Below are 13,686 nucleotides of genomic sequence, written 5' to 3' on the forward strand. Positions count from 1 at the left end.
TCTCGCTGTGGCGTGACGCGCAAGGAGATACTTTACTTGAATGCTTCCGGGCTGTCAAGAACTTTTTTTAAGAAATTTTAAGTTTCTTGATTTCACCTGTAAGCGGTAAATGCCCTGATCGTTTCACGAATCCTTCGCATCATTTTTAACGATTTCCGTCATGTTTTGAAGGTTTCCTTGAAGACGAATCTCCTCAAAGGGCGAGGAGATATATTACGCGCACTTCTGGGGTGTTGCAAGAAGTATTTTCATGTTCACAAGACGTACACATTTCACGTTTGCACACCGTAAACCTGCGCGCTTGCCCCTCGCGCTCCTCTAATATGAGAGTTCTATTTGCAGACACTTAGCCTGACGTATTTTCGCGATGATGACGTCCCTGACCGTTTTGGTGGCGCATACCTTGCCCATCGCCTTCGCCATGCCCACCATTTTCACAAGCTGTACCCTCAGCACCAGAAGAGCTATCTTGGGTTGCATCTTGATTCTCGGCAAGATCATCTGCGCCCCATCCAGCGCGACGCCGCTCGCATTGATTAATGCACTCGTGAAGCTCACTCATACTCATTTGAGAGCAAGATTCAAGCGTGGCTGCATCATCAAGTTCCATAAGCTGGCAGGCTGCTCGGTACTTCCCCGCCCCCATGCAATGCCCATGTGCAACTTGCATCTCTTCAAATGTCACATGAGTATTTGTCACATTGCTAAAAAGCGGAGCAAATACCTCTTGAGCCCAAGAACACAACTGATTCGATTGACTTTCATCTTCTGATGCAATACTTACCTCTGCGCTTGCGTGCTCAGAAACATAGCGCGCGAAAGCCTGGGAACTCGCAAGGGTTGCCAGCGCCTCTTCGCAAGGCATACCAACAACCGAAGTCTCCTCAAGCACTGCTTGTGCATCGTCATTGAGAGCCTCAGCTCCAATAACATAGTTGAAGCAATTTACTTTGAGCGAAAGCGACGGGTTGATATCAATATCAAGCAACGCTGTAGGATTGTTCCATACCCCTAAACCGCCAACCAACATAACTGCGAAAACAAGACAGGCAGCAAGGGTAAGCCATATATGCGAAGAAGTCTTCTTGCGTTGCGTTGTAGGTACAGGTGTTGCCATTGGCACAGAGTGCCCCAGATGTGTTTGATCATGAGATGGCAAAGACGCATTCTGTTCGGCATAGGCTTGAAGTGCAGCAAGGGTGGCTTGGTTTACTTCGTCGGGAACATGAATGCTATCGAATGCATCACGCACACGTTCGTTGAGTTTATCGGGAGTGGTCATAAGAGCGCCTCCTTCAAAAGCGCACGTCCGCGCGAAATCCATGAGTACACACTATTGACGGGCGCATCAATAATCTCAGCAATCTCAGGGGCGGTATATCCTTCGTACAATGCAAGATATGCGGGCGTCTTAGGTGGATCAGCCATGCGAGCAAATGCATCAACCACCTCATAGGCTATTGATCCTGGTTTAACTAACAGATCATTGGTTTGCTTGGTAGAAATACACTCGTCAAGCGACTCGCTCTTTCGCGCAGCCGCTTTATTGAAGTCTTTGCACTTATTGAGCGCCACACGCACAAGCCATGCCTTGCGATGCTCTTCACTATTAAACGATTGTTCATCGGCAAGCGCATAACGCAAAAAGGTATCCTGATAAATATCTTGAGCATCGGCATAGGTGGCAACATGCAAGCTACATGCTCGCCATACAGCATCACCATGCAAAGTAAGCGCCTGCTCTATGTCGCTTTGAGGACGCATACACATCACACCTACACCGAAATCTGCTACCTACCAACGATTGCAACCATGATGTCGCCCGGACGCACCCACATATGCACCGGTATTTGCACATCCCCCATGATGTCCATAGCCGCGTCCATATGCCGACGTTGAGTCTTCCTCGTCGTTGAAACGAGGACAATCTTGCGGGACTGCTTCATCGTTGAAGCGGGGGCAATCTTGCGGAATCTGACAAGCTTGTCCAAGGGGACAGTCGCCCAATTGATAACGCGGGCAATATTGCTCACAAGTACTCAGCACGTGCGTCATGCAGGTACGAAACGTTGAGTGCATCATATGCAAACGATGGGGCGAAGCATACCCCTGCAAGGGAAACGCCAGCAAAGCAACGAGCATGCCGGTAGTAATAATTGCAGCAACCTTTTTCATATTGAACCCTCTCAAACTGTTCTGCTTGAAAAACCTTCTATAAAGAAAACGATTGACAAGACCAAATCCTTGCAACAATTTTGACAAATTTCATAAACAAATGCATCCCACGAGCAAAAAGCGAAAAGGCGCCTCGTACAAGACAACAAAAGGACACCTTATAAGATGTCCTTTTGTACGTGTACTTCATTAAAGACGCGTATGTACTATTAAGCGTATTAGACCAGTTTCACAAACTTACGCTTGCCTACTTGCACAACAGCATCATGCAGAAGCGCTGGATCAACATTATATGATTTCGCTGCAACTGCTTCGCCGTTGATTTTTACGCCGCCACCGTCAATGAGTCGACGTGCTTCGCCAGCAGATTGTGCAAGACCGGCATCGTTTATGATCTTTGCCAAATACACCGTACCCTCTTCATTGGGCGTCAAATCTGCCTCAAAAGTGGGGATATCCTCAGGAATCTCGTGTTGCTTAAATACCTTATCGAAGGCCGCTTCAGCCTGATTAGCTGCTACTTCGTCGTAGTAAGCTGCAACAATATTGCGAGCAAGTGCGCGCTTAACCTTGTTAGGATGCAACGAATCTGCCGCAAGTCCTGCTTCAATTTCATCAATCTCGGTAACATCGGCGGTAGAAGCAAGACGATAGTACTTCACCATAAGCTCGTCAGGGATAGACATTACTTTGCCAAACATGTCAGCGGGCTCATCGGTAAGACCAATATAGTTGCCATAGCTCTTTGACATCTTCTTCTCGCCATCGGTGCCTTCAAGCAGCGGCAGCGTCAAGCATACCTGCGGCTCCATACCCATTTTCTCCATGAGCTCGCGTCCAGCAAGCAAGTTGAACAGCTGGTCGGTGCCACCCAATTCGACATCTGCCTTAATAACAACCGAATCGTATGCTTGCATAACCGGATACAAAAACTCATGCAGACTAATAGATTGACCCGACGTGTAACGGTTATGGAAGTCATCACGCTCAAGAATGCGTGCCACCGTGAAGTTTGCCGTCAACTTGAGTAAGCCCTCCATATCAAGCTCCATAAGCCACTCAGAGTTGTAGCGCAAAGTTGTCTTTTTTGGATCAAGCACCTTAAAGGCCTGATCTACGTAGGTTTGTGCATTTGCCTTAATTTGTTCAGGAGTTAGTTGTGGGCGCGTAGAATTGCGTCCTGACGGATCTCCAATAAGCGCAGTGCCATCACCAATAATAAGAGTGACTTCATGTCCTAAGTCTTGGAATTGGCGAAGCTTGCGCAAAGGCACCGCATGTCCCAAATGAATATCAGGAGCAGTCGGATCAACGCCAAGCTTAATATTGAGCGGAATACCGCGCTTGAGTTTTTCAAGCAATGCCGCTTCGGGAACGATCTGTGCGGCACCAGAACTAATAATATGGAGCTGTTCTTCTGCAGATAACATTGAAACCTCTTTATCTCATTTATCACATTACAGGCGTTTAATCATTGTGCGACTGCCGCCCTTTTTGATTATTGGATGCTTCGGTTGTTGCACACGCGATTGTTGCGCGTTTTGGCATTCTACCATAGCAAACGTTTGCAAACATTTACGAGACTCCGCGGAATAAGTGACCGCTGGTTGTCGATGGAGTTTTGGCAATATTGTTGCCGCTTGCATGCGCCACACTTCGGGCACGCACTGCTCGAGCAACTGCTTGCGTTGTTTGTTCGACGTTCATGAGCGTTGTGTCAACCATAACCGCAGTTATACCTGCACTCATAAGATCACTCATCGTATGAGCTACATCTAACTCAACCCCATTAAAGAGATGACTGCGACCAAGTGCATCAGTAATCACCGGAAACTCAAAGTCTTTTCTATCTTTGAGATAGTGCGGACTCTTGCGACGAGGACACTCCTCACAATTCTCATCGCACGGTCCTTGACTCATAAGCAAGCAATGCTCGGTGATCATAAGCTCTTGAGCGCCCATAATAGTGAGTCCAAGTTCAACAGGCGAATGCTCAGCAATATCAGCAATCTGGCCCAACGTAAGCTCAGGTGAAAGCCATACACGGGTGGCGCCAAGACGAGCAGCTGCCTTGCATGCGCATGAATTCACGAGCGGCAGGTGTGGGCCAACTTCGGGTACTGCACCAATTTCTTGCGCATGAACAAGCGCTCCAATGCTCTCCACAAATAACGGCTTTTGAGCGCGAACTGGGCGCCATGCATCGAAATCAAGCGCCTCCTCTCGCGTGCCTTCAACAGGATCATGAACAACTGTAGGAACCGCAAGCGTGATCTTGTTAGGGTAACCCGCCTGCTCAACAGTCTGACTGCGCTGTCCAGCAATGACTGCTTCGCCACGCTTATAGTTGAGAATAGGCACGATAATTTCATCGGCGCCGGCGCGCTTTGCCGCACGTGCACATGCAGGGTTTGTTGCCCACGCCACAATGCGCATACCACGCGCGGAGGCATCCTTTATGTGCTCATCTTTTTGTATGCGAGGCAGTGTGCGCTCATGATATGGCGCAAGAAGTGCTCCAGCAAGATCATCAAGCGCAGCGGCGCGTAAACGATGCAGCTGAGAAAAGCCCACGCCGACACCATCATCAAGTTCAATATCTAGCTTATTAATAGTAAAGGGTGTTTGTCCAAGCCTGTCCACATGTAAGGCAACATCATCTTCGCTCACCGCTTTAGTACGCGCGGCCTCAACAACATCCCCTACAGCAACCCCTTCACACTGCAAAGGAGCACCGCCATTACCCTCTTGATGCTGGGCTGGCCAAAACGAGATAGTCAGCGGCTGTCCAAGGCGCATGATTACGCGACCGTCTACAGCAACGCGCGGTTCAAATTCGCTCTCTTCAAAAGCAGCTTGCGCACTACGCACGCGGAATACGCGATCTCCTTTTTTGACATTCTTGTCTACCTCAATGGTATAAAGCGTCTCTTTTTGACGAGGCTCTTTTTCTTGAGACAGTGTAGTAACAGTCTGAGCAAAATGCCCCTTATTCGTCCAAAACTCAAGCACATCACCAATGCACAGCTCTTGCTCAGAGGCTAGCGTCACTCTTTTGCCCGCAACGCGCTCAACGCGACCAATAAACACACCGCGGTTGTTAGGTCGCGCATAGCTCATCATGTCGTTGCCGCGCTCGTTGTCCATATAGGCTGTGGTGAATCCGCGCGAAAACGCTTCTGAAAGGCGAAGCTTTTGTGCTTCTTTGGTTTGTTCGGCAACGGCTTTGTTAGCCAACACCGCATCAAGCGCCTCACGGTAAACACTTACGACAGCAAAGACATATTCAGGTGACTTCATGCGCCCTTCAATCTTGAGCGAAGATACACCGGCTGCCACCAATTCATCCAATTTGTCTAAAGCACAAAGGTCTTTAGGAGAAAGCAAATGATCTCCCGGAGAAGGCAGGTTTTTCCGCAATGCCTTGTTATGAAGCTCGTAAGGCAAACGACACGCTTGTGCGCACATACCACGGTTTGCCGAGCGGCCGCCAATCAACGAAGACATAAGACACTGACCTGAATAACAAACGCAAATTGCACCATGAATAAAGGTCTCAACCTCAATATCAAGCTCAGAGGCTATAGCTGCAAGATGAGCAATTTCAGTAAGCGAAAGCTCGCGAGCAAGCGTAATTCGCTTAGCCCCTAAAAGCGCAGCGGCTTCCACCCCGTCAGCAGAATGAATATTCATCTGAGTGGAAGCATGCACACGAGCTTGCGGCAACGTGCGAGCTAACTCAGACGCAAGACCAATATCTTGAACAATAAAAGCATCAACTCCACACCGATATGCCTGACGCGCAGTTTCTAAAGCGCGGTCAAACTCCGACGGCATAATAATAGTATTCATGGTGAGATACACCGACACACCGCGCAAATGAGCATAGTCACACGCATCACCAAGGGTTTCAAGCGTGAAATTATCTGCACCGCGACGCGCATTAAATGAATCAAGCCCAAGGTAGACCGCATCAGCACCTGCGCGAACTGCAGCATGCAAGCACGCCAGATTTCCCGCTGGTGCAAGAAGTTCAACAGAAGTATTCATATGATCGTGAGTTCCTTACCCTTACATACTATGAATAGTGAATATAAAAATCAGTGGCATGCGCATTTGCAGCCTGCAACATTGTGTATCGTTGATCGATTGCTATGGTAGTATAGTGCAATTATGAAAATACGGAGAAAACAGCGCGAAAAGCGCACTCATGCAGTGCAGTGGGCGCTCCTTATTTTGGTAGCGTCGCTGTGTTTTGTTATGTACTGGGGTGTGCAGGGGGCATTTCGAGTTGTAGGCACCTGGTCTGACGACCTGCCTTCCATTGAAGATGTCGACTTTACCAACACCTCCAAAGAGTCCACGATGTATGCCGCGGACGGTACTACCATGCTCGCAGAGTTCCAATTGGAAAAACGCGATCCTATTGAGCTTGATCAGGTGAGCCAATACGCCATTGAGGCCACTGTTGACACCGAGGATGTTCGTTTCTATGAACACACCGGCGTTGACCTTTTTGGCATTGGGCGAGCATTCGTTAACAACTTGCGTGGCGGTGATTTGGAAGGTGCATCTACCATCACCCAACAATTGGTTCGCAATACCATCCTGACGCAAGAGGCTAACGACATTACCATGGAGCGCAAAATTCGCGAAGCCGAATTGGCACTTGAAATGGAAAAGCGCTATTCAAAAGACGAAATCTTGCTCATGTATCTCAACACCATCAATTATGGTGATGGCTGCTACGGTATTGAAGCTGCTGCGCAAAACTATTTCCAAGTCTCGGCAGCAGACCTTACCCTGACACAAGCAGCCACGCTGGTGGGTATTCCCCAATCTCCTACCTATTTAGATCCAAAGCTTTATCCAGACGACTGCCTCAAACGCAGAAATGTTGTTTTGGAGCGCATGCTTAGTGCGGGAGATATTACCCAAGAAGAATGCGACGAAGCCAAAGCGCAGGAGTTAGGGCTCAACCCAGCTCCCGATGCGCCCGAAGAAGGTATTTACGCATACCCTTATTTCACCAGTTATGTTCGCGAGCTTCTGCTTGCCTCCGATAACCCTTACGGATGCTCATATGCAGATTTATTCCGCGGCGGATTAACCATTTACACATCCCTCGACGTTAACCTTCAAGAAAAAGCTGAAGCAGCTTGTGCCGCACAGCGTGAGCGTATGTCACCTGATTTGGAAGCGGCATTGGTGGCAATTGATGTGGAAACTGGGCAAGTTCAAGCAATGGTTGGTGGTAGTGACTATGTCGCTTCAAAGGTAAACCTTGCCACAGGCACCGGCGGATCTGGTCGCCAAGCGGGTTCAACCTTTAAAGCGTTTACTCTTGCCGCTGCTATTGAAGAGGGCATCTCACCAAGCACACGCATTGATTGCACCTCGCCTATGACCATCGACATTGATGGACAAAAGCAAACAATTGAGAACTTCAATAACGCCAACTATGGTGTGCGCACCATCCAAGTGGCCACAGCGCTTTCTTCAAACACGGGCTTTATGCGCCTTTCCGAAGCGCTTGATGATGGCGCTATTACAGAAATGGCTCATCGTTTAGGCGTAGATTCAGAGTTTGATACGGTAGCTTCCACAACACTTGGATCAGCTGACGTCACCCCACTTGAGATGGCGCGCGCTTACTCAACGCTTGCTTCTAATGGCATCAAACGCGATGCCATTGTGGTGACACGTATTGAAGATCGTGAAGGAAACATCATTTACGAAGCGCCCGACACAAGCGATCGTGTTCTAAGCGAAGAGGTGGCCGGCGCTACCACAAAAGTGCTGCGCACTGTATTTGATACTGCCAATGGCACTGCTTACGGATTCGCGCCCGCAGGAGGTCAGCCAGTTGCTGGCAAAACAGGTACCGCATCTGACTTCACCGACCATTGGTTGGTAGGCTACACACCTTATCTCACCTGCGCCACCTGGATTGGCAACCCGGCGGGCAACATTGCCACCGACCCGTCTCTTACCTGTAACGCGCTTTGGCAAGACTTCATGACGCAAGCAATTGCTGATCATGAGATTGTCAATTTCCCTGAAACCAAAGATCCCACGTACAACAATCCGTTTAACGCTTCACAGAAAAAGAAGCTTGGCGCAGAAGATGGCGACAAAGACAAGGATAAGGACGACGAAGATAAAGATAAAGATGAAGAAGACGAAGACAAAGACGATGAGAATAAAGACGACGAAGACTCAGATAACGAAGAAACGTCTGCTAATCCCGACGACCCAGCCTCTGCCCCATCGGTTGTAGGAAAGACGTTTGATCAGGCTGTAGAAGCACTCAACGACTACAATGCCGGCTATTACGAGGAGTACTCAGACTCCGTTCCTGCCGGAACTGTCATCTCACAGCGCGTTGAAAATGGCATGGTGGTATTAGTTATCTCGCTTGGTCCAAAACCTTAAGACGCTCTCTCTATCTAATAACAAAAAAGAAGGTCGCATTTCTGCGACCTTCTTTTTTGTTATATGCAAGTTTTACCTTTGTTAAGTACGTATGCGCTTGCAGAATTTGCGCTATCTAAACGAACGCTTATTCCTTGTTAGCGGCTGCCTCGTCGCCCGCTTGCAACTTCGCAATACCATCATCATAGCTGGCCTTTATGTCAGACATACGACTGTCATACGTTGACCAGTCAAAGGGAGCATCGTCGGTTGCACTATTAATCTCAGTGTACAGATCAATATAAGCATTGAGTGCGCCTTCAAGCTCAGTAGCGCCATCAATATAATCCTGCTTAATGTCCTCAAGACCCTCAGGTGCCTCAAGGTTATCAAGCGATCCTAATACCTTAAAGGCGCTGTCAGCCTGGGTGCGCATATTGACAATATCACCAGAAGCTACTGCGTCATTAAAGCTCTCAAGCTTCTCATTAAGATCTTCCATGGTCTGGTTGACCTGTGCCATAAATTGCCTATTTTTCGCCTGCTGCTCAGCTTCGGGCGAATTTCCGCCAGCACAACCAACCAAAACAGCACTTACCAGTGCAAGCGCGCACATGAGCACGCCCCATTTTTTCAGCTGTTGAATTCTCATCAAACAAAACTCCTTACAATTGCCTAAGGTAAGCATACCCTGATTTAGCAACAATGTGATTTACGAAACGTCAACTCCATACGAGATATACGACAAAAACCTTTCATCTTAGGTATTCGCCCTAATTATTTTGAGCGCTTTGTCCGTTGGCAGCAGTTCCAGGAGATTCAGGTGTTGGTGCGGGCGTTGCCTCTGGCTGTGGTGATGCTGGCGTCTCGGGCGTAACAGGCGTTTCAGCTGGCGTTGAAGGCGTTTTTGGCTCTTCGGGCTGAGTTGGGGTTGTTGAGCCACCATTCGCCCCAGAAGCATTATTGGAGTTGTTGTTTTGCGAGTTATCAGTCTTCTGGTCGTTTGAATTGGTCTCAGTGTTTGAAGAATTAGCATCCTCGGTGGTCGAGTTATAGAGTGTATTGGCTGCCGCATTGTATCCTGAAGACCAATAACTGCCTACATGATATGTTGAATTCGAGAATGTCAGATTATATGGAGGATCATCAGCCTCAAAGAACTCTTCCTTATCTTGTCCATCAAGCACCTCGGTCATGAAGTTTCTAAATACATCTGCAGCACTTACATGAGCAGGAAGCGCTTCGACATTACTGGGATCTCCAAACCATATAGCAACCGACAACTGTGGAGTAACGCCACAAAAAGTGATGTCTTTATAGTCCGATGAAGTACCAGTTTTTGCTGCAACCTCTTGTCCGCTTGCTAAGCGTGCCTCAGTACCTGTGCCCTGCGTCACAACTGTTTTCATTACTTCAAGAGCTGCATGAGCAATCTCTTCAGAAATAACGCGCTCGCCGGAAGGTCGCGAGTTATCCACGATAAGGTTTCCGCTGCTATCGTAAATCTCCAAGATTGGCTGCGGGGCGTAGTGCGTGCCACCATTTCCAATAGTGGCATATGCATCAGCCATATCAAGCATGGTCACGTTGCTTTGACCAAGCGTAAGCGAGGGGTTAGCCATCAAGGGCGAGGTGATGCCTAGCTTCTTTGCCGTGTCAATAACCTTTTGTGTGCCAAGAGCCATCTGAAGTCGCACAAACCCTGTGTTTGCCGAAACAGCAAATGCTCCCTGCATGGTCTGCGTGCCGTAATTGATGTTGTCGATATTTTTGAGTGCATTGTTTTCGTTGTAATCAGTATTCGGGATAACAGAAGGCGAAGTGCAATCCAGAAGTGTTTGCGGAGAAACGCCCTCCTCCAATGCAGTAATGAGCGTAAAAGTTTTGAAAGCAGATCCGCAAGGGCGTCCGCCATTCGTGCCCTGACCTGTAGCGAGGTTTGTTTGATTCTCGTAATAGTCTTTACCGCCTACAAGCGCCTTTACATATCCATTTGACGGATCAATAGCAACAAGCGCGCCAGAAATGGCGGGGTCAAGCTTCTCTTCCTTTTCATCGATTGCCTGCTCAGCTGCTTGTTGCATGGAAGTATCAAGCGTTGTCACGATAGTAAGGCCGCCTGAGAACAAATCAAATTGCGAATAAGAGTTCATGACTTCATCGCGCACATAGCTTGTGAAGTAGGGATATTGCAAAATGCCATCATTTGCCGGCAGTGAAGGATTTAGCACAAGCTCCTCTGCTTGAGCTTCGTCGCGCTGTTCTTGTGAAATATAGCCATTGGTACACATACGATCAAGCACGAGATTTCTACGAACAACGCAGGCATCGTAGTTATCAAGCGGATTATTGTTGGTAGGTGATTGAGGAATGCCCACAAGCGCAGCTGCCTCTGCCAACGTCAGATCCTTGGCATCTTTCGAGAAATAACGCTGTGACGCCGCCTGGATACCATAGGCGCCTGATCCGTAGTTGATAGTATTGAGGTACATCAACAGAATGGCATCTTTTGAATAGTTCTCTTCAATTTTAACTGAAAGATAAATCTCGCGAACTTTACGCTTGAGCGAAATATCATTCATCTCATCAGAGAGAATAGTATTACGAACGAGCTGCTGAGTAATGGTTGAAGCGCCTTCCCTGCCAGAGCCTGTCACCGTGACAGCCAGCGCACGGGCAATGCCCATAACATCGAAACCGCCATGATCATAAAAGCGTTCGTCCTCAGTTGCAACTGTGCCTTCTTTGACATATTCACTAATATCATCAAAACGCACAGGATCACGATTTTCTAATTGGAAACGCGCTAAAAGCGTCGTCCCATCCGAAGCGTAAACCTGCGAAGGCTGCGTGGTGTTAAGAGTCTCAACCGCGGTTACATCATATTCGGTTAAATCTCCGATCCATGCACTTCCTACCGCATATGCACCAAAAACACCTGCAAGCAAGCAAATGAAAAGAACAGTTAATACACCAAGCACCCCAACAAAGGGATGCTTCTTTTTTGCTGAGGGTCTATTTTTTATTGAGCGTGAACCCACCTGGCACCTCCAAAGAAAACTTTTGGTATTGTACCATCAGGCTTCATGTATCAGACTATCTGCACACATTCGCTAAAATGACTTAAGGCGCTCTATCGACGACGAAGGCGCTCAATTGCGCGCTCAACTTCAACGGCAGCAGCCTCATCAGTAGCAGCAATCATAATGGTGTTGTCTCCTGCAACGGTGCCAAGCGCACCACGCAAACTAGCCTTATCAAGCGCAGCAGAAACACCGGCCGCACCACCCGAAAAGGTCTTCACAACCACCAGATTGCCTGCGACATGTACCTCTTCTACCAACTCAGACACCATGCGCTGCAAACGTACTTCTTCTGGCAACACATAGTATCCATCACGAGACTTAACCAGGCCCATGTCCATGATATCGCGCGATATGGTAGCTTGCGTGCACTCATAACCAACGCTTTGAAGTTGGTTGGCTAAATCACGCTGTGTTTTTACGTTATGTTCGCGAATAATATCTCGGATAATATCATGGCGTTGCTGGCGTTTTCTCATCCCTTAGAACTCCTCAAATCAGCATAAAATGCACAAGCGAAAATATTCAAAACAAACCGAATCACTTCAGAAGAGTATGCAAAATCTAACCCATGTCTACCAGATTTATGCATTTCCATAGTAACTCATTTTTCCAGTGTTTTTATTAAAAACTTACGAAAACACCTTCTTCTTATCTAAAAACCTTGCAACTAAAACTAAGCGCTTCTGCTGAAATAACAACTGCAAGCAGTACCTCTTTTGTTGTTAGTTAAACCTATGCCGACAAAATGTTTTTCAGTCGGGCAATCATTTCATCCACATCCGCCTTGGTACAAATGAGCGGCGGCAGAAAACGCAACGTATGCGGTCCGGGGGCGTTCAACAAAAGACCTGCTTCAAGACCTGCATTAACTACTTCTGGTGCACTAATGCCGTCTGCCAAATCTACACCAACCATAAGACCTAATCCGCGCACCTCTATTACACCTGCAAGTTGTTTAAGCGAAGACTGCAAATATGCACCAACTTCTTGCACATGTATTGCTAAATCATGAGCCTTAATGTAATCAAGCACCGTGCGTCCTGCTGTGACCGCAAGGCAGCTTCCTCCGAAAGTTGTACCATGATCTCCCGGCTCAAACACTAAAGCCACCTCTTGACGAGCGGCACATACACCCATGGGAAAGCCTGACCCAATACCTTTCGCCATAGTAACCACATCCGGCACAACATCGAAATGCTGGAAACCAAACGGATAGGTACCACAGCGATATATGCCACACTGAACCTCATCGCAGATGAAAAGCGCATCAGCTTCTTGAGTTAAACGGCGAATTTCTGCTAAAAACTGCGGAGAGCATGGATGCACACCACTTTCGCCCTGTATACACTCAACCATAACTGCACAGATCTCGTTTCCTCGCGCGGCGAAGAGTTCCCGCAAAGCTGCAATATCATTTGCTGGAGTAGAAATAAAACCTGCAGGCAACGGTTGGAAAGCCTCCTGCTTGCCTGGTTGAGCTGTAGCGGCAAGCGTTGCAAGCGTTCTTCCATGAAAGCTTTTATCAAGCGTAACGATAACTTGCGGCGCTGAAAGCATGGCTGCATGAGCACAAGCTTCATCCCCACCTTCAGCTAAAACGCGCTTATGTGCGCGCGTTTTAGCATACAAGCGTGCAAGTTTAATAGCGCATTCGTTAGATTCAGCACCTGAATTTGTAAAGAAGCTCTCCCATGGAGTGCGCTCAGATTCCAATACGCACTCATTTAGCAGGTCAGAAAGCGTTTTTGCGAGCTCACCCCTACCTTCAACATAATAATAGTTGCTCACATGCATAAGCTTTTCAGTTTGCTTTTGCAAAGCCTCAACAAGCACAGGATTGCAATGACCCAAACTGATAACGCCAATTCCTGAGAGAAAGTCCAAGTAGGTTTTGCCCTGCGCGTCCTTGACCTGCATACCACTGCCCGAGACAAGCTCTACTGGCTTACGAGCAAAGGTATGCATCACATACTCAGATTCAAGTTCTTGTTGTTGTTCTAGGCTCATGGTC

General features: G+C 47.9%; 10 protein-coding genes. 1 reads left to right on the plus strand and 9 read right to left on the minus strand.

All coding sequences use genetic code 11. From position 1 onward, the window contains the following. Positions 1-346: 346 nt before the first annotated feature. The 5 genes from NFR28_RS00005 to NFR28_RS00025 all read right to left on the minus strand — a co-directional run bounded on the left by NFR28_RS00005 (position 347) and on the right by NFR28_RS00025 (position 6,225). Positions 347-1,282, minus strand: coding sequence for an anti-sigma-I factor RsgI family protein (locus tag NFR28_RS00005; protein ID WP_251177786.1), 936 nt, complete (start codon positions 1,280-1,282; stop codon positions 347-349). Beyond that, positions 1,279-1,764 carry an RNA polymerase sigma factor gene (locus NFR28_RS00010; protein WP_251177787.1) on the minus strand — a complete coding sequence of 162 codons (486 nt, stop codon included), beginning with the start codon at positions 1,762-1,764 and terminating at the stop codon, positions 1,279-1,281. The genes NFR28_RS00005 and NFR28_RS00010 overlap by 4 nt, the downstream gene beginning before the upstream one ends. A gap of 30 nt (positions 1,765-1,794) precedes the next feature. Next, positions 1,795-2,175 (minus strand): hypothetical protein, encoded by a 381-nt coding sequence (locus tag NFR28_RS00015; protein ID WP_251177788.1) that lies wholly within the window; start codon positions 2,173-2,175, stop codon positions 1,795-1,797. 218 nt (positions 2,176-2,393) lie between these two features. After that, positions 2,394-3,605, minus strand: a complete 1,212-nt coding sequence (gene tyrS, locus NFR28_RS00020; RefSeq protein WP_251177789.1) for a tyrosine--tRNA ligase — start codon at positions 3,603-3,605, stop codon at positions 2,394-2,396. A gap of 145 nt (positions 3,606-3,750) precedes the next feature. Continuing rightward, the gene (locus NFR28_RS00025; RefSeq protein ID WP_251177790.1) at positions 3,751-6,225 is read right to left on the minus strand and encodes a U32 family peptidase; all 2,475 of its coding nucleotides are present in this window, start codon (positions 6,223-6,225) and stop codon (positions 3,751-3,753) included. A gap of 123 nt (positions 6,226-6,348) precedes the next feature. Here NFR28_RS00025 and NFR28_RS00030 point away from each other — a divergent pair, with 123 nt between their 5' ends. Beyond that, complete coding sequence (locus tag NFR28_RS00030; protein ID WP_251177791.1) at positions 6,349-8,610, plus strand: penicillin-binding protein; 2,262 nt, start codon at positions 6,349-6,351, stop codon at positions 8,608-8,610. A gap of 127 nt (positions 8,611-8,737) precedes the next feature. Here the strand turns inward: NFR28_RS00030 and NFR28_RS00035 are convergent, their stop codons facing one another. From NFR28_RS00035 to NFR28_RS00050, 4 genes are all read right to left on the minus strand, one after another. After that, on the minus strand, positions 8,738-9,241 hold the full coding sequence (locus NFR28_RS00035) for a hypothetical protein (RefSeq protein ID WP_251177792.1): 504 nt from the start codon (positions 9,239-9,241) through the stop codon (positions 8,738-8,740). 121 nt (positions 9,242-9,362) lie between these two features. Next, positions 9,363-11,630: a transglycosylase domain-containing protein gene (locus tag NFR28_RS00040; protein ID WP_251177793.1), complete on the minus strand. Its 2,268-nt coding sequence runs from the start codon at positions 11,628-11,630 to the stop codon at positions 9,363-9,365. A 92-nt stretch (positions 11,631-11,722) separates the two neighbouring features. Then, positions 11,723-12,151, minus strand: a complete 429-nt coding sequence (locus NFR28_RS00045; RefSeq protein WP_251177794.1) for an arginine repressor — start codon at positions 12,149-12,151, stop codon at positions 11,723-11,725. A gap of 256 nt (positions 12,152-12,407) precedes the next feature. Further along, complete coding sequence (locus tag NFR28_RS00050; protein ID WP_251177795.1) at positions 12,408-13,682, minus strand: aspartate aminotransferase family protein; 1,275 nt, start codon at positions 13,680-13,682, stop codon at positions 12,408-12,410. Positions 13,683-13,686: the final 4 nt, after the last annotated feature.

Source organism: Adlercreutzia agrestimuris, assembly GCF_943193125.1.
GTDB classification, from domain to species: Bacteria; Actinomycetota; Coriobacteriia; order Coriobacteriales; family Eggerthellaceae; genus Xiamenia; species Xiamenia agrestimuris.